Origin of the sequence: Psychrobacter sp. AntiMn-1 (assembly GCF_001854065.1) — a bacterium.
Lineage (GTDB): Bacteria > Pseudomonadota > Gammaproteobacteria > Pseudomonadales > Moraxellaceae > Psychrobacter > Psychrobacter pacificensis.
This window is the reverse complement of sequence record NZ_CP012969.1, coordinates 2,862,629-2,884,588: the sequence shown is the minus strand read 5'-3', so window position 1 is coordinate 2,884,588 and position 21,960 is coordinate 2,862,629. Positions and strand designations below refer to the sequence as shown.

The window sequence follows — 21,960 nt, the reverse complement described above, 5'->3', positions numbered from 1 at the left end:
TTATAATAAGTCATAAGATTTATAGTGTGCTAGTTTTAGCAAATTATTTACTCAAAAGTCGTGCTGGATTACCTACTACTATGGCTCCGGCTGGCACGTCTTTAGTCACCACAGCACCCATGCCGACGATAGCGCCTTTACCAATGATCAAGGGTTTATCAGGTGTGCCTTGCTTGATGACTGCACCAGTACCGATATAAGCGTGGTCATGAATATGGATATTGCCATTACAGCTGACTCTAGGGCCGAAAGTGACGTAATCACCAATAATGCAATCATGTGAGATATAACTATAAGTATTAGCATGAAAAAACCTACCGATTTTGATATTCACCTTTAAGCAAACATGACTACATAAAATACTACCTTCTGAAATTTCTACAGTATCATCATCTAAAACGATAACGGTCTTAGAACTCACTGTTATATTTTTGATATTATCTGCAACCAATCTATTAGATAAAAGCTCACGTATCTGACTATTAGCTATAGCAATAGTTGCTTCTTTATTACTAGAAGGATGTTGCAGAAACTCATCGTAAGTTAATACTTTATGCCCATTTAACTCTATTGACTCACTATTGTCGTCAATAAAAACAAAGCAGCTGATACCTAAATGAGGGTATTGTGTTTTTACTAATGGCATGATTTGTCTACCAAATCCACTTGCACCATATACACCAATTATTTGCTTCATTTTTCACTCTTACTCTTATTTGTTATTTGAGCCGACGTTAGCACAAATAAATTTATGATTAATCACATAAAAATAAAAAAAAGCTAATCGTTAATACTTCTAATAATATCGAAACTTTCCGCCATATCAGCACCAACATAAGCCCCTCTAAGTGCTACTAGATGCTCAATTGCTTTAATTGATCGTGTACTTGGAAACTCTTTTAGTTGACTAGAGAAGCACTCCATTGCTTTAATCTTACTTGTAAAATCTGAACATGTTAAAACATTGAAATATCGCGGAATAAAAACAGCTTCTACAGTCGGATGTCCCCACTCCGTTTCAGAGAGCGTTTCGTAAGCGTAAATATGACGAACACTCTGACCTGGCAGTGGTCTGGCAGCAACAAGACAAGCGTTGTATATAGCTCCATGGTCAAGGTGTAGATCGCCTTTGTGAGGTATATACATGGTATTTATATTCTTTTCTTTTATTAATAAGTTTAAGGCATTAGCAATTTTATATTGCGGATACTGCTCTAACTGTGGTGCAGGAAAATCATAAAATATTGTTTCTTTTACTTCTAATATCTTATGGGATTCTAACGCCTCAGCTCGAACAGACTCTATTCTCTCAGTGCTAAAAAGCTCGGGCGCACCCACTGCAGCATTCGTCATAATTGCAACGTATACATTATCTCCTTGGCGCACGTGTTTTGCTATTGTGCCACCGCATCCTAAAACCTCATCGTCAGCATGAGGCGCTACTACTAAAATATTTTTCATGATATTTTCCTAATAAGTTCTTGCAAATCTGCAATTTGTTTTTTTAGTTCGTATATTTCAAGTTCAACTTTATAGCCTAATAAGCTTCCTACTCTCAATTTAATCGAATCATCAAAAATAACTGAAACCCAAATCAGGCCATCACCTGTCTGAACCAAAAACTCATCTTTATTAGATTTTAAGATACGGCCTTGAACACCTTTTATTTTTAGATCTCTTTCTACTCTACTTGCCTTTACTTCTATTTTTTTCATGCCCGAATAAGTAAAAGCACCAGGATGTGGCTCAGATGCCGCTTTGATTAGACGGTCTATATCGTAAGCTGAGTAAGACCAGTCAATTAACCCATCTTCAGGCTTTCTTATGCCAAATTCTGTCACCATTAAGGCATCTTGCTCAACAGCTATTAATTTACCACTAGCTAACTGAGGTAACAAAGAATCTAATGCTACACTCATAGCTTCATGTATTTTATCTTTAACACTTTTAGCATTGTCCTCGCAAGAAACCTCAAAACTTTCTTGTGCTAATATAGCACCAGCATCGGCAGCTTCTTCGAGCATAAAAAAGGTAGCTGCGCCTTCTCGAGCCTCATATACTAACCAAGCCAAAGGAGCACGCCCTCTACCTTCAGGTAATTTTGTCGGATGAAAGCCGATGGCACCCAATTTAGGCGCATTAATAATGTCTTTAGAAACTAATTGAGATATACCAACGACAAACAAAAAGTCAAGATTTAATGCCTGAATTTTTTCAACATATTCATTAATTTTAACAAATGGAGTAAAGCTAATTGAGTGCTCTAAACAAAATGGTTCTAAATTACAATGTCCACTAACAAATTTAGTATTCTTAGGCTGATGACCAAATACTTCTACTACATTTAAGCCATAATCACATAACTTTTTCAGGGTTAGGGCGCTCGATCCAACACCACCGATCAATCCAACTCTCATTATTTCTTCCCCCATTTTTCACCAAACAGAACTATAAGAGCCGTTTTAGACATAATCTTTAAGTCTAATAAAAATGACTGATCTTCAACATATTCTCTATCAAACTCCCAACGCTCTTCCCAAGCCAAATGAATATTACCATTTACTTGTGCTAATCCAGTTAAGCCAGGACGAACTAACAAACGTTTTTTTGCGCTCTCATTGAAATCCTTTATCAGATTTGGCAAGCAAGGTCTTGGACCCACTAAAGACATATCTCCCTTAACGACATTAAACAGTTGAGGCAACTCATCTATTTTTAGTCTACGTATTACTTTGCCAACTTTAGTTACCTCAGGATCATCGTTAAATGTCTGCTTACTATCTCTTACATTGTCCGTCATACTTCTAAACTTATATAAAGAAAACAACCTACCTTTTTTACCTACTCGTTGCTGTTTAAAAAATAGCGGTCCTTCACTAGTTAGCTTTATTACTACCGAAGTTATAATCAATAGTGGTGATAAAATAACTATAAAAAAGGCACTAATCAAAAAATCAAAAGAACGCTTCATAAAAACTCTCTATTTCAATTTATTATTTTCATTAGAGACTATATCTAAATATAGATCTCACTTAAAAAATTTCAATTTCTTAACAATATGCTATTTCTTATAAAAATCTAAATAACTTCTCCACACCTTCTTTTGATCAAAAAACTCAACTGCCCGCTCTCTTGCTAATTTGTAATAATCTTCTGTTTTATTGCTAGCAGCAATGGTATTAATAGCTTTAATAACTGATGCTATATCTTTAAACTTGAATCTTCGACCAGTAATATCGTCTTTTACACTATCCTTGACCCCAACTACGTCATAAGCAAATGTCGGGATACCACAGCTAGCAGCTTCAATGGCCACGTTACCGAAACCTTCCCTGTAGCTTAAAAATAGATGCAAATCAGAACATTGAAAAATTTCATGTATCTCTGAAGTATGCGGAATGTAATAACCCTGTTTATTATCAACTATGTGTTCAACTATATCTTTCGAGGCTTTGTCTTCAAAACTTCCAACAAAAAGAAATTTAATATTTCTATTTTCTAATTTTTCTGCTAGATTATTTATATCCTCAATACCTTTGTCCTTACATACCCTACCTACAATACAAACTATATAATCACTCAAAGGAATATTAAGCTTATTTCTTAGCTCAGAGCGCTCTTCTAAACTTATAGGTTTAAATAACTCCGTATTTACTCCATTGAATGACCCCGACCCTAGCACCTTACCCTTTTCATTATTAATTAACTGCTCATCTCTACATTTGTCTAAAAGGGAGTTTGAAACGAATAAAACCTCATTAGAAGCAGCGAAACTTATTTTATCAAAAGATTGGAATGCCTTTTTCTTCAAGCCTTGATAGTTTTCATAAACTCTTCCTTGAACAATAGCAACTCGTCTATTTTGCAAACTACAAAAACTGGCTATACTACCTAATAATAACGCTTTAGGTGTCGAATAAACAACCAAATCAAAGCGATTGTAAGACAAAAATAACGTCAAACTTGTTAGGCAGATGAAGTCATTGAATATTGAGGGTTTTCTTACTAAAGGAAGTTTGATGACACGACCTATATTACGTCGTTTCAAATATTCAACTTCCTCTGCACTACCTCCACAGATTAGAGTCATATCTAATGGGCCTGACTCTTTAAAATACTCAAGTTGACCTTTACATAAAACATTGAAAGAAACTGCATCAGTCATTATAAAACAAGTCTTTTTGGTCATTACTATTTACCTCTGTCATTCTTGACATTTATTTCTAGAAAGGAAAAAGTGAGGGTTTCAGATTCTATCATTTAATCACTGCCGAACAAATCTCGAGTATAAACCTTATGACGTACATCGTTTAGCTCTTGCGATTCGCGATTACTAAGAATTATATCAGCCTCTTTCTTAAAATCTTCTAAGTCAACAATAACTTTTGAACCAAAAAAATCATCTTCCTTTAGAACAGGCTCATAAACTACTACTTCAATACCTTTAGCTTTAATTCGCTTCATTACTCCTTGCATTGCACTAGCTCTAAAGTTATCTGATCCTGATTTCATGATTAGACGATAAACACCCACAACTTTAGGTTGCCGTTTTATTACAGCATCTGCAATAAAATCTTTACGAGTACGGTTGGCGTCAACAATTGCTTTAATAATGTTATTTGGCACTTCATTATAATTAGCCAAAAGCTGTTTAGTATCTTTCGGTAAACAATATCCACCATAACCAAATGAGGGATTATTATAGTGACTACCAATTCGTGGATCTAGCTGCACTCCTTCAATTATCTGGCGACTATCTAAACCTAATGTTTCTGCGTAACTATCCAACTCATTAAAATATGCTACGCGCATAGCTAGATAAGTATTTGAAAAAAGTTTGACAGCTTCTGCTTCCGTACTCTCAGTAAATAATACGGTTACATCTTTTTTAATAGCAGCTTCTAGCAATAGATCAGCGAACTTTTTCGCTCTAGTTGAACGCTCACCAATAATTATTCTTGAAGGATAAAGATTGTCGTATAATGCTTTTCCTTCACGTAGAAACTCAGGAGAGAAAAGTAAATTATCGGTATTAAATAGTATTTTTGCTGACTCTGTATAACCCACTGGAACAGTGGATTTAATTACCATTACTGCTTGAGGATTGACTTCTAAAACAGAACGGATGACATCTTCAATACTTTTTGTATTAAAGTGATTAGTCTTAGGGTCGTAATCAGTTGGGGTCGCAATAATAACAAAATCAGCATCAAGATAGGCTGATTGAGTATCTAAAGTAGCTCTAAAATTTAAATCACCTTGATTCAATAGCGACTCAATCTCCGAGTCTTCAATAGGTGACTTTCTATCATTTAGCAACTTAACTCTTTCTGAAATAATATCTACTGCTATTACTTCATTATGTTGTGCTAATAATATTGCGTTTGATAATCCTACATAACCTGTACCAGCTACAGCTATTTTCATTTTTGATTTCCTAGTTTATAAAAGCTACAGTACCAGTCCACAAACCTATTTACTCCTTCCTGAACTTTAATCACTGGACGATAGTTGGTTCTAATGAACAATGCTTCGGTATCCGCCCAAGTACGAGATACATCACCTGGCTGCATAGGCATATAATTACAAATTGCCTGCTTATCCGTTGCTTGCTCAATAGCTCGAATGAAATCCATTAATGCTACAGGACTGCCATTACCTATGTTATAAACCTTATGTGGAGCTTGACCAAATTCAGTTTCAGGGGGTAGCTCGAGTAATCTAATGATACTTTCAACAATATCATCAATATATGTAAAATCACGTTGCATATTACCTTGGTTATACACATCAATAGGTATATTTTGAAGAATGTTTTTAGTAAATTTAAATAACGCCATGTCAGGACGGCCCCAAGGGCCATATACGGTAAAAAAACGTAAACCTGTAGCTGATAAACCGTAAAGATGAGAATAGGTATATGACATCAGCTCATTAGCTTTTTTAGTAGCGGCATACAAACTAACAGGTTCATCAACTCTATCGGTTACAGCAAAAGGAGTTTTAGAGTTCTCACCATATACGGAGCTAGATGAAGCATACAAAAGATGTTTGACTTCACTATGTCGACAGCCTTCTAATATATTAAGATGCCCAATTAGGTTCGATTCAGCATAAGCATGTGGGTTTTCTAAAGAATAACGAACTCCTGCTTGAGCTGCTAGATGAATAACGGTATCAAAACTCTCTCGTTTAAATAGTTCAGCTATACCTTCACGGTCAGCTAAGTCTAATTGAATAAAATTTACATTAGAAAAAACAGACAAATCATTCAATCGGGCACGCTTTAAAGAAACATCGTAATAATCATTAAGATTATCAATACCAATTAAATCATGACCCAAAACCGCTAATTTTTTAGCGACAGCATGACCAATGAACCCAGCCATTCCTGTTATAAGTATTCTCATAATATCTCTATTACTCTTTATTCAGATTTATTACAATGTCAGTTATCAAAACTCAATGATGTATAACTAATTTTGTAATGGGGCTACGATAAAAATCCAATTGAAAAGCTATTAAAAACTCTATTGGCTAATAAGATTATTTATAATATGTGCATTTAGGGACGTTACAAATACTTTAAACATAAACATAAACATAAACATACTACTCTAACGACTTTTCTATCCCTAAGCTAAATTTCTCTAAATCGCTACTATTCAAAGCTATATTTCTTCTGCTTATTAAAACACTTTCTTTGTTTAAAGTACTTAAACCAAGATATATAGTTCCTTTGACAGTTAACATAATAGTAGTCTTTGTAAGATAATACTTTGATAATGAGTATTTGTTATTAATCAGCACTTTAAACAAACTGGCAGAAGACTTAAAGTACTTTTTGTAGTACGAACCTTCAACTTCTCTATAGTATAACAAAGGAGAGGCAACAGCAAAAAAATTAGACCTATGCTTGGTCCTGTTCCAAAGCAATATGTCTTGAGAGCGTTCAGCAAATTCGTCATATCTATTAGATTTAAACCATTCGGTTTTTGCTAAGATAGAAGGGTGAATGAAACCTTCAACCTTTATTAAATCTTTAGATATTTTTCCTCTTACGCCTAAAATATTATTATTCTCATCAATAGATATAGCGTTAGAACCAAGCACATCTATATCGGGATTAAGTTCCATAATTTCGAATTGCTCTTCTAATCTAGAAGTATGCATTATGTCATCTGCATCCATCCGAGCTATATACTTAGTTTTTGCAAGATCTATTATTTGATTCAAACGTTTCGCAAGCTTTTTATTGCTTCCATCAGATACGATTATTACTCTCGGATCTTTGGCATATCTTTTCGCTATTTCTAGAGATCCATCTGTTGAACCGTCGTCAATCAGAATCAGGCACCAGTTGTTATATGTTTGATTGAACACAGATCTAATAGATTGATCTAAGTATAAACTGTCATTATGAAATGGAATACCAACTGTAATCATACTTTCAGACATTGAGAAACCCTAATTTTGAGAGGAGCTTTTGAAATTAAATTACGCTATAATGTTAAAATAAACAAATAGAGAAAGTAGTATAAAAAATAGTAATATAGTTCTTATAGTATTAGAATAAGAGCTTAAGGCTGGTGCAAGAAGAGGGGTAATTACAAACCATCCAAAAAGACCAAATCTATCTGAAAAATTCAATTGAAATGCCATGAAGAATAAAAAACTACTTAAACAATAAAATTTGATTAAGAAGTCGTAGAAATTATCATTCAAAGTCTTTCTTATCCTTAAAAATAGAGTAAGGAAAATTAGATTGAATATTACAAAATCAGGCCTAAAGCCAACTCTGTATCCATAATCCTGTACTTCTAAGTAACTTACTCTCCTATCACCAGCACCTTCTAATATATCTCCTAAAATTGGAGATATATTAAGTAAACTAAAATTTAAAGATGAAAGTAAAATACCAATGAAGAATAAAATCACGTAAAAGGCAACTCCAACTCTATTGAAAAGCAAAATACCCAAAGTAAAAAAAATGGGAATAACTGCCGTTGAGTGGAAACCCAAGCTAATCAAGAAAGAGATTGCTATTGCTCGGTAATCTTTATTTGGAAAATAGGATAGTCCTAACAAAAAAAACGATAGTGATACGCCCTGTCTAACAATATTTATAGATGTACTTAAAGAAAAAAACAAACTTAAAAAAACAAAAAAAACAAAAAGAAAATTTGAATTAAAGTTTACTGAGATTTTTTTTAGAGATCTATAATTCACAACATAAAATATACTCGAAATTACCAATAAGAAAACTTGATAGCTATTAAATATATTTCTTATTAACCCCATAATATAATAGAAAATAAAATCTGCTCTACTCTCTAAAAGTTTATTATCATATAGCCATACTCTATAATAATTTCCTGTATCAGTTCCTACGTCAAATGCTCTAAACCCTACTAAAAATATGAGTATAAATGTAAAGAAGCTAACTACATATTTAGAAACACTAATTATTTTTTTTGATTTATAAGAAACCTTATAATAGTTTTGATATACAATCAAAAAAAATGTACAAAAAGCAATACATAAATAAATTGTACTGTAAAGAAGATGGAAAAGACTATTATTAATCATTTAATATAAAACTCTTAATATTTATAGCATTAATTGCTATTTGCTAATTTTAAGAATGGTAGTTAAATAACCAACTCTTCTAAATAATATTACGCTAACCATTAAATGAATAATAAATTTTTGAAGATTCATCAGCTTTTTAACTGGATAAGTTTGTATAAAAATGAGTTATTTTTTTTGCATTTTCGGAGACATCAAAGCCAGCTAAACTCAACTTGCTCATTATTTCTTTTTCAGCGCATACTAGACTTCTTGTCTGCTGTAATCTTTCAACCCATTCTTCTACGGAATTAATAGGAAGGAAATCAATTAGCTCTAATCCTAAATCCACTTCAGGTGATACTTTTTCTGAGACTATCGTAGTTAACCCCACGACTTGGCTCTCTACTAGTACTACTGGAAAGCCCTCACTCAAAGATGGCATGATCATATAATCTGCTCCCGCCATCAGTTCGGTAATATCAGTACGTAACCCCAAAAGCTTGACCTTTTCTGATAACGATTTATCTTCTATCTCTTTGCTAAGAGCAATATTTAATGGGCCATCCCCGATAATATAAAGCGTAAAGTCAATCTGTTTCTCTTTAAGGCTTTCAGCAATACCTAATGAAAACTTATGGTTCTTGACTTCTATCAAGCGCCCTACTTGTATAATCTTTAGTTTATCATCATCGAATTCATCAGCTATATAATGACGTGAGTTCTTTGCGACTTCTATCATTTGCTCTATATCGACTGCATTTTGTAATAAGAGCACATTCTCTGTAGTACCAAATAGATAATTAGCAGCTAATTCACCACAAGCAATTTTATGATTAGCTATTTTACGATTTACTAATAACGCCCATTTTTCATAAACCTTTCTAGATATGTTTGAAGTGTTACCACTACTATTATGAGAATGTGAAATTCTATGTTTGACTCCTGCATTTTTAGCAGCAAGTAAATGAAACGCATTGCTTAGTGACATATGTGCGTGCACAATATCATATTCAGGACTACTGCGTAAGAATTTCTGTAGTTTCAACATTCTATCTATTTGATTACTTGCTATAATAGGAATGATTTTGCCGCCTAGTTTTTGAATCTCAAAATCGTAATCACCAACTTCATCAGTAAATGTAACAAAATCAAATTGAATTTTATTACGGTCTATATGCCGATATAAATTCATTAGCATCGTTTCTGCGCCAGCTCTATCCATTTTCCCTACAATATGCAATATTCTCTTCATACTAAAATCTCAAGCCAGTTCTGTTTAAAATTATCTAAACTATATTTTTCACTATTTTTTAGAGCGTTATGATGTAGATTTTTATAAAGAGTCTTGTCTTTAGTTATTGATTCCATTGCTTGTAAAAACGAAACTTCTTTATTTCTATAGTCAGCTATTAAAGCTGAGTCATCTAACAACTCTAAGACACCTGGTAGGTGATCAAATACAATAGCTGGTAACCCATAGGCTTGACTCTCGATCAAAACCAGTGGCGTTGCCTCTTTCCTTGACGGTAATAAAAAAACAGAGGCTTCTTTATAAAAACTCTTTATATCCTTAACCTTTCCATATAGCTCAATATTCTTAATATTCTTAGTTTTAACTAACTGTTCTAGTTTGGTTAATTGATTAGGCTTGATGCCAACTATACGTAGCTTCCAATCAGTATCCATAGCTTGCCATGCTTCAAGCAATATATCAAAACCTTTAACTTCTATGTCGTTACCAATAGCAAGGAACGTCTTTAAATGCGATTTATTCGATGTTTCTATATCCTGAACATCTATTGATAATGGATTATATATTAACCTACATTTATCCTTAATACGGCTATTGTACTCTATCCAAGACTTTATTTCGTGCTTAGAGAGTAGCACTATTTTTTGACAACGATATACCCCATAATGCCTAGAGACAGTAAATAATGGTTTCTTAAAGTTATCAGTGATGGAGAAGTGCTCCCAAAGTATCAGTTTGGTAGTCCGTGGTAATAACAAGCTATTAAATAAAATTGAATTAGAGTCTAAGTTAATAAAGTATTTAGTTTTATTAAATTGTAATATATTATAAATATCTAAAGTTCTTTTGACCAAGTTTTTCTTACCACTGGGCAACACAACAATCTGAACACGGGGATCTAGATGAAAGAAAGAGTCTCCTTCGTCACTTATAAATATAGTAATATCAAATTGATCTACCAATAAGTTAGACAGACAACAAAGCATGCGCTGAGTACCACCTGAATTTTTTAGATCTGATATCAAAAAAGAAATATTTTTATTCATAATATTTATTCACATATTCTTTAAGATGAGCTTACTACATCAACATTAGACCTCTTGCAAAAGTCATAGTTTAAGCTCGGAATTAATGATACCAGCAAACAGCTTCATTCTAAGATCATAGCGCTGACGACGGTTGCGATATTTATGAGCCACGATTTTAAACAACTTGATTAAGCCTATTTTATGCTCAACCACAATACGGAACTTTGCCAGATAGTGATTGGCCTGTTTGCATATCTCCAGTAACTGACCACCACGAGGTTTCTTAAATGGTGTGAAAGTTTGGTTATGTAACTTTGCTATACCCTGATAACCACTATCGGCTAATAGCTTGGCGTCACAAGGTAACCAGTCAGGACAAGTATCTTTATACAGCTTAAAATCGTGGATTGACCCTTTACAGGTTTGCACATCAAGTATCAAACCAGTTTGCCAATGAACGATAACCTGCGCTTTTAAGGTGTGTTGTTTTTTCTTGCCGCTGTAGTAGTCTCTTTGGTTTTTTTTGGACGCTCAATAGGGGTTTCGGTGGCATCGACAATGACGACTGACCAATTGATGTCCTCATCGACACGACTAGGCAACTTTTTAGGCAATTCAAACTTGCCAGAGTCAATCAGTGTGTCTTCTACTTTACGAATGATACGGCTAGCAGAAGACTCATGAATACCAAAGTCCATACTGATATGATAAAGCGTGCGGTATTCACGCCAATAAGTCAGGGCGAGTAGTATCTGCTCCTTAAGACTGAGCACACTTGGTCTGCCTGATTTGGTCTTAGATGCTTCATGCTCTTGCATGGCCTCAAGCATGTCATAAAAGGTGGCTTTATGAATGCCAGTGTAGCGTTTAAAACCAGCGTCACTTTGTTTGAGTAGCTTATCTATGTTTGGCATATCTATTAAGTAAGTAGAGTTCAATAATATACGTTGTGTCTTACAACTACTTTTGCAAGAGGTCTATTATAGAGTACTATTAGTTAGTACAGTATACTATTTTAAATACATTTAAAATATTGTTAAAACTTAAACTCTTTGATGAAAATTCTATATTAATATTTAATTTGAACTATAATATAAGCTACTAAAATATATAATGATAAACTATAATCTATTTATGATAAATAATCATAACTTGAAAAATTACCTACTGAATAATATTAGTACTATTAAAATCTAAGCTTTTTATATTAATAAAGTCATTTATAATAAATAAAACTAAACAACCCTTTTAAGTTTCAAGTAATTTAAAAACTTATATAGTCTTATTATATAATTCATATGTAAGATATCGGATAAAACCAACACCTTATGTTTTGAAGTAATTGCATTATCAAATATAAGATATTTTGTCGATTCAGGAAAAATATTTCGTTGAGTTATATTAGAACCTAGTAACACTCTAATTTTACTTTTATTCTTAATATGTGCTAAGAAACTATTATCATACTCATATTCATATAAATCACATATTTTATCAATTACTTTTATCGATGATGTTATTGAATCGTAGGTTATATTATTTGTATAAGAAGTTTCTACCTGTCTATAAAAGTAGACAATTTCATCAGTTATAGAAATCTTAACATTTTTTTTACTCAAAACCTTCATTAAGAACAGAAAATCTTCCATATAATTTATATTTTCTTCAAATTTAATATCCCTACAAAGATTTATTGATATCAATTTATTCCATAAAGACGCATGGTATTTCCCAGTAAAAATATTTTGAATAAACTCTTTTTTATTCAGTGTGCTGTGGGTTATAATGCTTTCAAATGAATTAAATTCTTTGATATAGGAACCGACTGCTATGTTTGAGTTATTATCAACTATTGACTTATAAAGATGCTCTATTGCTTCTTGTTTCATTAAATCATCTGAATCACAATGTATTACATATTCACCCTTCACACTTTCTAACCCCAGTTGTCTAGCTGCGGCTACTCCTGAATTAGGTTGATTAATTAGCCTAAATCTCTCATCTTCTTCACATACTTGCTCAGCAATTTCTTTACTTGTATCTGTGGATCCATCATTTATTAAAATAACTTCAATATTCTGGTAGGTTTGAGAAGCTATACTAAATAAACATTCCGATAAATAAAGTTCAGCATTATAAATAGGAACTATAATTGAAATCAAAGAGTTTTTATAATTCATAACCTATACCTTTTAAATAAACATAATGTGATTATATTTAATTACTTGCATTACTATTATTTAAATAGTTGTTTAGACATTCTAATATCAATTCTTCAGAATATCTTTTTTTAGGAAGACTTGCTTTTTTTGCTATGTCATGATAGTCAATATTGTCAATATCTTTTGATTTAACTCTAACATGCGATACTTGTGTTTGATCGATTGTTGAAAAAAAGTCTCTAAACTTGAAGTCATTACCATACAAATTGTCATCGTAAATTTCTAACCATACCCAAGGTATGTTGTAAGCTTGCGCAATAATAAGTCCGTGTAGCGACGTAGAAATACATACTTTAGACGAGGCGATTAAATCTACCACACTTTCCATATCGTTCTGTACATCTATGATCTTTAAACCTTTTTTATAAACGTTGTTTTTTGAGAAATCGGCTTTATGTTTATAATGAGGACAGATACCAATTTCTTTTGTTTCACTTATTAATGGTTTATAGAATAATGGCAAAATTAAAGCAGGATCTCCATATGCATCTTGATTAGAAATTTCTATACCAATTTTTAATAAACATTCAGCAGTTTTGGAGCCTCTAACCGATAAAACTTTCGGATTGTACATTCTAAGGTTCTTCGCTTGCTCAGTTGTAGGCTTATGCATTAAGCCACTGCCCCATATAACCATATCTTTCCTGTCAAGCATTTGAATAATACTTCCAACAGCCATAACTCCTGGGCTTTTTAGGTTCTTAATGTTTAGGATTGGCTTAGCAGTTATTTTAGAAACTAAATATGGGCCAACAAGATCTCCAAAGTTGAGCTTGCTATCCCAATAGTACACTGGCATAAAACCTTGTGATTCTTTAGATTTAAAGTCAAAGCGAGCTTGCGTATTCTCAAAAAATACCGATACTGATGTATCTTTATTTGAATAATTACGAGTAATTTCTATTAATTTTTTTGGAGTAATTTTTTTTATTATAGGCTTAATGCTCGTACTATTTTTTAAAGTATTATAAAAATCATTTTTATATTTCATTTCTATTCTTCCAATTTTATTGTCATTAGCTGTTAACCTACGAATAACAGCCTTAATGTATAATATCTCACATATGAATTGTAAGTAATAAACCAACGAAAAAAATATCAGTTATAGCCTTTTTTTTATTTGGCGTACTATTACATTTCTCTCAGATTTTCCAACTCCAAAAGTTACTATAGTAACTAAAGTTAGTATAGATATAAACACTGAATCTAGCCAAAACCCTAAAGTATCTAATATAAGAATGAAAAATAAATAATATAATATTCCTACTGAAGCAACTATCAACAATCCACGTCCTATTACCTCTTTGAGATATTCCTTTATCGGAAGAGATATTAAATTTTTAAGGATTAACAATCTTGCTAAAAAAGCAAATATAGAAATTACTATACCTACAAACAATACTACATAGGGCTCCCCACCCAACTTTAAAACAAGATAAGAGATAGGCAAGTTTAATAGCAATATTCCTCCTACTAAAGTTTGATACAGCTTTATTTTCCCAGTTGCTTGTGCAGAAGTCATTAAAGGAGCAGATATGCAATTAATAAGAATGTTGATTATAGTAAGTCTTAGAAATATAGAAGTATAGTCAGGCGTAGAGCCTAGCCATATATTTAAAACTAAATCTGTATTTACTAATATAGGCACAGATAGAAAAAATAGTAGAAAAAAGTTATATTTTGCCCCGTAGCATACTAGTTGGTGCATATACAACATATCTTTTGCTGCATATGATTTAATAATTTGAGGGTTTATAGCCACTTGTAAATTTTGTACAAAACTATTTAATGCGCCGGAAGCTTGTGTAGCAATAGCTGTAGCAGCGTTTACGGCAGGCCCAAAGAATATATTTAAAACTACATTAACTCCTTGAGAGCTCATAACCGAAGCAACATTACCCCACATATTCCAGCTAGTAAAAGATATCATAACGCTAAATATTTTTTTATCCCAAAAGAGTTTGAACCTAGAGTCCAAAAATTTATTTTCACAATAACTTTTATAAATTAAAAATATTATTATGGTTACTATTAAGCTTAATACTCCGTATATGATCAGTTTGTCTGTACCAAACCATGTAAGCATAAATACAATCAATAGTTTCAGTACTACACTAATAATACTTACCCGAGCAAACACACTCATTTCTTCGTTAGCAATGATCATTGCATTATAAGGTACACTGATTATATTCACCATGAAAGAGATAAGAGCTAAATGAAAAACCCATTCAGCGGCAAACATCCTATCCATTGGTATTGTCATTTGCGTTTTTAAAAACCATAGTCCAATGGTTTCTCCTAGAAAAAATATAGTTATAGCAATTAGAATATGAATATTCATACTCATGCTAAAAACTCCGCGTACATCTTTGGTCTGCGATTTACCTAATTCAAATGTAAGAAACCTTTGAGTAGCTGAGGACATGGCACTATTTAAAAAACCAAGCATCGTCACAAAACCAGCAACTACATTATATATACCAAAGTCTTCAACTCCTAAAGTTTGTAATATAACTCTTGAGGTATATAAAGCAACGCCCATGGTTAATAGCATACGGAAATATAACATTCCTGCATTTTTGGCCATGCGTTTGTATTTGTTATTTTCCATTTTAGGTATTAGCAATAATATCGTTCACATACCAAGGCATCGCTTTCTCGATACCTTCAATGATATCAAACTGCGGATCATAGCCTAACGCATTTTGTATTTTGCTAATATCAGCCTGACTATGACGCACGTCTCCTGCTCTAAAATCTCGATAGACGGGTTCTCGAGTGTAGCTGACTCCGTTAGCACTTAAATGTTCTTTAAGCGCTGAAAACAGTGTATTAAGGGTAGTACGACCACCAACGGCTACATTATAGATTTGGTTTTTAGCTTCTTCGGTAGCAGTCGCTGCCAAAATATTGGCCTGTACCGCATTTTCTATAAAATTAAAGTCGCGACTGGTATCGCCATCACCATTAATGAATACCTCATCACCTGCGATCATAGCAGCCGTCCACTTTGGTATTACCGCTGCGTATGCGCCATCTGGCGTTTGACGCTTGCCAAAGATATTAAAATAACGTAGGCCAATAGTATTGAAGTTATAAGTACGCGCAAATACCTCTGCGTATAGCTCATTGACATATTTGGTCACCGCATAAGGCGATAACGGATTACCAATAGCATCTTCTACTTTTGGCAATGCTGGATGATCACCATAGGTCGAGCTACTTGCCGCATATGTGAAACTCGATACTTGAGCATCGCGAGCAGCCACTAACATATTCAAGAATCCTGAAATATTAGTGTGATTAGTGTTGATTGGATCAGCAATAGAGCGCGGTACTGATCCGAGCGCAGCTTGATGCAGCACATAATCAACACCTGCGCATGCTTGCTCGCAATCGGCTAGCTCACAGATATCACCCTCTATAAAGCTAAACCTTGACCACTGCTCCGCGCTGACCACGCCCTGCACTTCATCGAGATTATGCTGAAAGCCAGTGGCGAAGTTATCTAGACCCACTACCTTTTGCTCTAACAATAGTAGTGTCTCAAGTAGATTGGAGCCGATAAAGCCTGCTACCCCAGTGATTAGCCACGTTTTAGGCGTCTGGACTAATGTTTCTTTGACTTGATTATAGGTTGTTGCTGTCATAGTGTTTCTCATATGCTGTTCTAAGTTAGCTTTAGCTTATAGACGAACATCTGTATCTTCTTTAGCAAACACATACTTCAGATCATAGAGCACATGACTCTCCTTACCCAAGCTTCTAATATACGCAATACCCATATCAATGAACTCACTGTGAGCAACCGCTAGAATGATACTGTCATAATGGTTCAATGCTGGCTGCGCTATTGGCGTAATATCGTACTCGCGCTCCGCTTCCGCATTGTCGATCCATGGATCATAGACATCGACCTCAATATTGTATTCTTGTAGCTCATGAACGATATCAATAACCTTAGTATTGCGGACATCTGGGCAGTTCTCTTTAAAGCTCAAACCTAAAATGAGTACTCTCGCGCCTTCGACTTGAATACGCTTTTTGATCATAGTCTTGACCAATTGCGTCACCACATACTCACCCATACTATCGTTTAGACGACGACCAGCTAAAATAATCTCAGGATTATAGCCGATAGCTTGCGCTTTATGGGTGAGATAATACGGATCGACACCGATACAATGACCGCCAACTAAACCCGGACGAAACGGTAAAAAGTTCCACTTAGTACCAGCAGCCTCTAACACCGCCTCGGTATCGATATTCATCTTATTAAAGATCACCGCTAGCTCATTGATCAGCGCAATATTGACATCGCGTTGGGTATTCTCAATGACCTTAGCCGCTTCTGCTACTTTAATGCTTGGTGCCTTATGTGTACCAGCGGTAATAATCAAGTTATAAACACTATCGATGAAGTCTGCGACTTCAGGTGTAGAACCTGCAGTTACCTTCAAAATATTAGTAACTCTATGCTCCTTATCTCCTGGGTTGATACGCTCAGGACTATATACTGCATAAAAGTCCTGATTAAAGATAAGTCCAGAAACATGCTCCAATACTGGAATACATACTTCTTCAGTTGCGCCCGGATACACTGTGGACTCATATACTACGATGTCGTCTTGTTTGAGCAAGCTACCAATAGCCTCTGAAGCCTTAATCAATGGGGTGAGATCTGGCTGTTTATACTCATCGATAGGTGTTGGTACAGTCACAATAAAGAAATTGCATTCTTGGAGATCCGCTATTTCTGAACTGAAACTCAAATGTGTTGCTTGAGATAACTCTTCATTATTTATTTCTAAAGTATGATCTGTACCTGATATTAGTTCAGCTATACGATCAGTATTAATATCAAAGCCGACAACTGAGTGATGCTTACCAAATTCAACTGCCAATGGTAGCCCTACATATCCAAGACCGATGACCGCAATTTTCGAATTTTTAATATTGTGCATAAGTTTTCTGGTGATGGTTCAAAAAGTAGGCTAACATTAGACATACCCATGATTGATGTAAAAGAAAGCTAAATCAAAGGCTTTAAAGTGATTTTCCAGCTTTTTAGAAAAGTTACAACTTCGCCTAAATGCTCGCCTTACTCGATGTCTGATAGTGCAATTATTACCTTCAATACCGACCGTGAAAAACTTGCCAATGACTTGGGTAAAGCCCTTAAAACCAGTAACAAAGCTATCCCAGGTATCACTAGCGATTTTAGCACAACTTACGCCTAAAGCTTTCAGCTTAGCTTTAAGCTTTTTGACAGTGTTAAGGTCTCGTTTTCCCCACACATAGGCAACAATTTCACCTGTGTCACGGTGATAGGCATAAATTAGCCATTGTTTGTTGGTCTTTTTACCTACGAATGTCCAAAGCTCATCTACTTCAAGACAGTCATATTGCCTTTGCTTGGGGGTTATTTGGTAGTGACACTTTTTTAGGGTGGCTAGTACTTTGCCTTTGCTAATTTTTTCAACGCAAGCGATGTCTTTTATGCCACTGCCTCGAACCATAAGATGGCGTATTTTGCTATCTTTTTGGGAGTGACAGCCTTGGTACGTTAAGGCATGGTCGCCAATAAACTGCCGTTTGCAGTCTTTGCATTTATAGTTTTGTTTACCATAGCTTTTGAAGCCATTTTTCTTTATACTGTCACTTAGACAGGCTGGGCATTTGATGTATAGTGTGATTTGCATTTCACTATTTTATCAATTTCTCAGCCTGTTTTTTTTCAGCCTACTTTTTGAACCACCACCAGTTTTCTCTGTATAGTATCTATCAATCGATATTACTAATTAGTATAACCATCAGGGTTTTGAGATTGCCATCGCCAAGTATCTTTCATCATGTCCTCAATAGACCTTTGGGCAAACCAATTTAGTTGTTGATGAGCTTTAGTCGCATCAGCATAACAACTAGCAATGTCACCAGCTCTTTTCTCTACAATTTGATAGGGAATGTTAGTGTTACTGGCTTTTTCAAATGCTTTCACCATATCTAAAACAGAATGGCCGCTACCAGTTCCTAGATTCCATACATGGTATCCTAGATTGTTAACTATATAATCTAATGCTCTTAAGTGCCCTTCAACCAAGTCCATAACATGTATATAATCGCGTATACCTGTCCCATCATGGGTAGCATAATCATTACCATAAACAGAGAGTTTATCTCTTTTACCAACTGCAACCTGAGCGATATAGGGCAAAAGATTATTGGGAGTGCCATTAGGGTCTTCACCTATCATGCCACTCTCATGTGCGCCAACTGGATTGAAATACCTCAACGTAGCTACTGCCCAAGTAGGATCAGACTCTACTACCTGCATTAGCATTTGCTCTACCGCCATTTTTGTATAGCCGTAAGGGTTCGTAGGCATATACATAGGGCATTCTTCAGAAATTGGTAATTCGTCTGGATCGCCATATACGGTAGCAGAAGAGCTGAATACTATTTTCTTTACGTTGTATTTTTGCATAGACCTTAATAGTTGTAGGCTTCCGCTAATATTATTATCAAAATACAACAATGGTTTTTCGGTACTTTCACCTACTGCTTTTAGACCTGCAAAGTGGAGGACAGCGTCGATATTATATTTATCAAAAATACTATTCAGGCATTCACTATCTCTTATATCACCTTCAATAAATATACACTGCTTATTACTTAGAGCTTCGACTCTCTTGATAGACTCGTAACTACTATTTAATAGGTTATCTAAAACAACTACTTTATGATTCGATTCTAGTAATTTCAGTAGCATATGGGAACCTATGTAGCCTGCTCCACCTGTTAATAGAATCATAGAAAGCACCTTATAAAATTTAATTCTGTTTTCGAAGAGTTTTACTAAAATGTTTGATTATGAAACCGATTGATACCCTGCGACAAAATAGCGAAACTCTTGTTTAAGCCAATCAACATCATAGTGCTGCGCTCTTTGCGCAAGCTCGTTCAATGTCTTTTCTATATCCGCCAAAGGAAAGCTAGATTCCATCGCTTGCATAATGAGCGGATGGTCGGTGTCTTCAACATTGTCTTCACCGATGATCAGCTCCTCATAGAGCTTTTCGCCTGGGCGCAGTCCAGTATAGGTGATTTCGATATCGCCATAGGGATGGGCTTCGTCTTTTACTTCAAAGCCGCTTAACTGAATCATACGGCGGGCGAGATCAACGATTTTTACCGGAGCGCCCATATCGAGGACAAACACTTCCCCACCTTTTGCCATTGCTCCTGCTTGAATCACTAAGTTTGCCGCTTCCGGTATCGTCATAAAGTAACGTGTGACATCTGGATGAGTCACAGTTATCGGCTTACCTTGCGCGATTTGCTTGGTAAATACGGGAACTACTGAGCCTGATGAGCCGAGTACATTACCAAAGCGCACCATACTGATAAGGGTATGATTGTTATTAGGGTTGTTCTTTTGACTCAGCGCCTGACAGACCAGCTCTGCTAGACGCTTCGTAGCGCCCATAACATTAGTCGGTCTTACCGCTTTGTCAGTAGATATCAAGACAAAGGTCTCTACCTTGGCTTCGATTGCAGCGCGGGCACAGTGATACGTGCCTTTGCTATTATTTATCGCACCTTCAAAAGGGTTATGCTCGACGATAGGCACATGCTTGTAGGCTGCTGCATGATAGACCGTCTGAATCTGATAACGTTTGAGTACACGTAGTAGATTGGCTTCATTAGTGACGTTACCAATGACGGCGATGACTTTGATACCTTGATAGATGTCTTTGCTAGCGACTCGAGCGATCAGCTCCTGATGAATACTATAAAGCGCAAACTCAGATAGCTCGTAGAGTACCAAAACCTTGGGCTTATTTATGATAATTTGCCGGCACAATTCGCTACCGATAGAGCCACCAGCACCGGTGACCAGTACGCATTTATCAGTGATATTATATCGTAATAAGCGCTCATCAGGCTCGACCGTCTGCCGGTCTAATACATCTAAGATATCGACTTTGCGCATACTACTGACAGTCACTTTACCATCGACTATCTCTTCTAGGCTTGGTAACTCTTTAATTTTAATCGAGATGCCTTCTAGCTTATCGATGATCTGCCGCTTGCTAGCACGGCTGATAGAAGGAATAGCTAAGAACACTTGCGAGATATCGAGCTTAGACACGACCCTCACTAGCTCATCAGCACCATAGATGCGCTTGCCTAACACATAAGCACCAGTAAGCTGAACATCATCGTCAACAAAAGCCACGACATTATACTTATGAGAGTTTCTGAGGCCCTCTAACAGCTCTTTACCCGCCTCCCCTGCACCATAAATGATGACATTATCAGAGTCATCATTGAGCTGACGCTGCGGCCGCTGACCTTGCCAACGTGCAAGTAGCTCGCGAATAGTTAAACGACTATTCCAAAGCCAAATAAAGAACAAAAACAAGTATAGAATAGGTACTGCCCGTGGCATACCGGGTATCAGATCAAGATAAAGAGCCCCTTGCGCGATGACGATCAGCAATAAGAACAGTTGTAGTACTTTGCCCATCGCCGAATCAAAGAAACTACGCGCAACACCTTTATAAAAACCTATAAGGTATAAACCAAACACCGGAACTAAAGCATACAAACATAGCGCAACTGGGCTAATATGATTGCCCATATAGCCATAGCGTGCTGCAATAGCGAAATATAAGCATACCGCTGACATCATAAAGTCAGCCGTCATCAAGATAGCTTGCTTAGCGCTGCGCGGTAGCGCTAGTAGATACTCAGCAACCCGTTGCGACCAGCTGGTCGCTTCCTGGTGCTGCTGAGTGCTAGTATGCTTGGACTTTATCGACATAATGAACAACTATTCTATTTATACTTTATAGGCTTATTTAAATATTCACAAAACCAT

20 protein-coding genes and 1 pseudogene are annotated in these 21,960 nt (G+C 35.3%); all 21 read right to left on the bottom strand.

Features of this window, described 5'->3' with window-relative positions; genetic code table 11:
• Positions 1–43: 43 nt before the first annotated feature.
• The gene (locus AOT82_RS12500) at positions 44–697 is read right to left on the bottom strand and encodes an acetyltransferase (RefSeq protein WP_071003351.1); all 654 of its coding nucleotides are present in this window, start codon (positions 695–697) and stop codon (positions 44–46) included.
• An 83-nt stretch (positions 698–780) separates the two neighbouring features.
• A complete protein-coding gene (locus tag AOT82_RS12495) occupies positions 781–1,461 on the bottom strand; it encodes a PIG-L deacetylase family protein (RefSeq protein WP_083328957.1) in 681 nt (226 codons plus the stop codon).
• On the bottom strand, positions 1,458–2,432 hold the full coding sequence (locus AOT82_RS12490) for a methionyl-tRNA formyltransferase (RefSeq protein ID WP_083328956.1): 975 nt from the start codon (positions 2,430–2,432) through the stop codon (positions 1,458–1,460). Before AOT82_RS12490 ends, AOT82_RS12495 begins: the two co-directional genes overlap by 4 nt.
• Positions 2,417–2,971, bottom strand: a complete 555-nt coding sequence (locus tag AOT82_RS12485; protein WP_071003348.1) for a sugar transferase — start codon at positions 2,969–2,971, stop codon at positions 2,417–2,419. Before AOT82_RS12485 ends, AOT82_RS12490 begins: the two co-directional genes overlap by 16 nt.
• Positions 2,972–3,061: 90 nt before the next feature.
• Complete coding sequence (locus AOT82_RS12480; RefSeq protein WP_197496699.1) at positions 3,062–4,165, bottom strand: glycosyltransferase; 1,104 nt, start codon at positions 4,163–4,165, stop codon at positions 3,062–3,064.
• Between the two features lie 95 nt (positions 4,166–4,260).
• The gene (locus AOT82_RS12475; RefSeq protein WP_071003345.1) at positions 4,261–5,427 is read right to left on the bottom strand and encodes a nucleotide sugar dehydrogenase; all 1,167 of its coding nucleotides are present in this window, start codon (positions 5,425–5,427) and stop codon (positions 4,261–4,263) included.
• Entirely contained in the window at positions 5,424–6,410 is a 987-nt protein-coding gene (locus AOT82_RS12470; protein ID WP_071003343.1) for an NAD-dependent epimerase, read from the bottom strand. Before AOT82_RS12470 ends, AOT82_RS12475 begins: the two co-directional genes overlap by 4 nt.
• Before the next feature lie 202 nt (positions 6,411–6,612).
• Positions 6,613–7,458, bottom strand: a complete 846-nt coding sequence (locus tag AOT82_RS12465) for a glycosyltransferase family 2 protein (RefSeq protein WP_071003341.1) — start codon at positions 7,456–7,458, stop codon at positions 6,613–6,615.
• Positions 7,459–7,497: 39 nt separating this feature from the next.
• Positions 7,498–8,589 (bottom strand): EpsG family protein, encoded by a 1,092-nt coding sequence (locus AOT82_RS12460; protein WP_071003339.1) that lies wholly within the window; start codon positions 8,587–8,589, stop codon positions 7,498–7,500.
• A gap of 139 nt (positions 8,590–8,728) precedes the next feature.
• A complete protein-coding gene (locus AOT82_RS12455; RefSeq protein WP_071003337.1) occupies positions 8,729–9,823 on the bottom strand; it encodes a glycosyltransferase in 1,095 nt (364 codons plus the stop codon).
• Positions 9,820–10,869, bottom strand: coding sequence for a glycosyltransferase (locus tag AOT82_RS12450; protein WP_071003335.1), 1,050 nt, complete (start codon positions 10,867–10,869; stop codon positions 9,820–9,822). Before AOT82_RS12450 ends, AOT82_RS12455 begins: the two co-directional genes overlap by 4 nt.
• 63 nt (positions 10,870–10,932) lie before the next feature.
• Positions 10,933–11,316, bottom strand: a pseudogene (locus tag AOT82_RS12445) (transposase family protein); the annotation flags it as partial.
• A gap of 8 nt (positions 11,317–11,324) precedes the next feature.
• Complete coding sequence (locus AOT82_RS12440; RefSeq protein WP_071003275.1) at positions 11,325–11,765, bottom strand: IS5/IS1182 family transposase; 441 nt, start codon at positions 11,763–11,765, stop codon at positions 11,325–11,327.
• A gap of 321 nt (positions 11,766–12,086) precedes the next feature.
• Positions 12,087–13,031 carry a glycosyltransferase family 2 protein gene (locus AOT82_RS12435; RefSeq protein WP_071003333.1) on the bottom strand — a complete coding sequence of 315 codons (945 nt, stop codon included), beginning with the start codon at positions 13,029–13,031 and terminating at the stop codon, positions 12,087–12,089.
• 37 nt (positions 13,032–13,068) lie between these two features.
• The gene (locus AOT82_RS12430) at positions 13,069–14,064 is read right to left on the bottom strand and encodes a polysaccharide pyruvyl transferase family protein (protein ID WP_071003331.1); all 996 of its coding nucleotides are present in this window, start codon (positions 14,062–14,064) and stop codon (positions 13,069–13,071) included.
• A gap of 111 nt (positions 14,065–14,175) precedes the next feature.
• Positions 14,176–15,687: a lipopolysaccharide biosynthesis protein gene (locus AOT82_RS12425; RefSeq protein WP_071003329.1), complete on the bottom strand. Its 1,512-nt coding sequence runs from the start codon at positions 15,685–15,687 to the stop codon at positions 14,176–14,178.
• 1 nt (position 15,688) lies between these two features.
• A complete protein-coding gene (locus AOT82_RS12420; RefSeq protein WP_071003327.1) occupies positions 15,689–16,726 on the bottom strand; it encodes an NAD-dependent epimerase/dehydratase family protein in 1,038 nt (345 codons plus the stop codon).
• Between the two features lie 36 nt (positions 16,727–16,762).
• The gene (tviB, locus tag AOT82_RS12415) at positions 16,763–18,040 is read right to left on the bottom strand and encodes a Vi polysaccharide biosynthesis UDP-N-acetylglucosamine C-6 dehydrogenase TviB (RefSeq protein WP_071003325.1); all 1,278 of its coding nucleotides are present in this window, start codon (positions 18,038–18,040) and stop codon (positions 16,763–16,765) included.
• A 36-nt stretch (positions 18,041–18,076) separates the two neighbouring features.
• Entirely contained in the window at positions 18,077–18,778 is a 702-nt protein-coding gene (locus AOT82_RS12410) for an IS1 family transposase (protein WP_071001266.1), read from the bottom strand.
• A gap of 95 nt (positions 18,779–18,873) precedes the next feature.
• Positions 18,874–19,887: a UDP-glucose 4-epimerase GalE gene (gene galE, locus AOT82_RS12405; protein WP_037059832.1), complete on the bottom strand. Its 1,014-nt coding sequence runs from the start codon at positions 19,885–19,887 to the stop codon at positions 18,874–18,876.
• A 57-nt stretch (positions 19,888–19,944) separates the two neighbouring features.
• Positions 19,945–21,903: a polysaccharide biosynthesis protein gene (locus AOT82_RS12400; RefSeq protein WP_083328955.1), complete on the bottom strand. Its 1,959-nt coding sequence runs from the start codon at positions 21,901–21,903 to the stop codon at positions 19,945–19,947.
• Positions 21,904–21,960: the final 57 nt, after the last annotated feature.

Bases quoted from the DNA above. Each gene is read 5' to 3' on its own strand.
- AOT82_RS12500 (WP_071003351.1), bottom strand. From the start codon at position 697: ATGAAGCAAATAATTGGTGTATATGGTGCAAGTGGATTTGGTAGACAA.
- AOT82_RS12495 (WP_083328957.1), bottom strand. From the start codon at position 1,461: ATGAAAAATATTTTAGTAGTAGCGCCTCATGCTGACGATGAGGTTTTA.
- AOT82_RS12490 (WP_083328956.1), bottom strand. From the start codon at position 2,432: ATGGGGGAAGAAATAATGAGAGTTGGATTGATCGGTGGTGTTGGATCG.
- AOT82_RS12485 (WP_071003348.1), bottom strand. From the start codon at position 2,971: ATGAAGCGTTCTTTTGATTTTTTGATTAGTGCCTTTTTTATAGTTATT.
- AOT82_RS12480 (WP_197496699.1), bottom strand. From the start codon at position 4,165: ATGACTGATGCAGTTTCTTTCAATGTTTTATGTAAAGGTCAACTTGAG.
- AOT82_RS12475 (WP_071003345.1), bottom strand. From the start codon at position 5,427: ATGAAAATAGCTGTAGCTGGTACAGGTTATGTAGGATTATCAAACGCA.
- AOT82_RS12470 (WP_071003343.1), bottom strand. From the start codon at position 6,410: ATGAGAATACTTATAACAGGAATGGCTGGGTTCATTGGTCATGCTGTC.
- AOT82_RS12465 (WP_071003341.1), bottom strand. From the start codon at position 7,458: ATGTCTGAAAGTATGATTACAGTTGGTATTCCATTTCATAATGACAGT.
- AOT82_RS12460 (WP_071003339.1), bottom strand. From the start codon at position 8,589: ATGATTAATAATAGTCTTTTCCATCTTCTTTACAGTACAATTTATTTA.
- AOT82_RS12455 (WP_071003337.1), bottom strand. From the start codon at position 9,823: ATGAAGAGAATATTGCATATTGTAGGGAAAATGGATAGAGCTGGCGCA.
- AOT82_RS12450 (WP_071003335.1), bottom strand. From the start codon at position 10,869: ATGAATAAAAATATTTCTTTTTTGATATCAGATCTAAAAAATTCAGGT.
- AOT82_RS12440 (WP_071003275.1), bottom strand. From the start codon at position 11,765: ATGCCAAACATAGATAAGCTACTCAAACAAAGTGACGCTGGTTTTAAA.
- AOT82_RS12435 (WP_071003333.1), bottom strand. From the start codon at position 13,031: ATGAATTATAAAAACTCTTTGATTTCAATTATAGTTCCTATTTATAAT.
- AOT82_RS12430 (WP_071003331.1), bottom strand. From the start codon at position 14,064: ATGAAATATAAAAATGATTTTTATAATACTTTAAAAAATAGTACGAGC.
- AOT82_RS12425 (WP_071003329.1), bottom strand. From the start codon at position 15,687: ATGGAAAATAACAAATACAAACGCATGGCCAAAAATGCAGGAATGTTA.
- AOT82_RS12420 (WP_071003327.1), bottom strand. From the start codon at position 16,726: ATGACAGCAACAACCTATAATCAAGTCAAAGAAACATTAGTCCAGACG.
- tviB (WP_071003325.1), bottom strand. From the start codon at position 18,040: ATGCACAATATTAAAAATTCGAAAATTGCGGTCATCGGTCTTGGATAT.
- AOT82_RS12410 (WP_071001266.1), bottom strand. From the start codon at position 18,778: ATGCAAATCACACTATACATCAAATGCCCAGCCTGTCTAAGTGACAGT.
- galE (WP_037059832.1), bottom strand. From the start codon at position 19,887: ATGATTCTATTAACAGGTGGAGCAGGCTACATAGGTTCCCATATGCTA.
- AOT82_RS12400 (WP_083328955.1), bottom strand. From the start codon at position 21,903: ATGTCGATAAAGTCCAAGCATACTAGCACTCAGCAGCACCAGGAAGCG.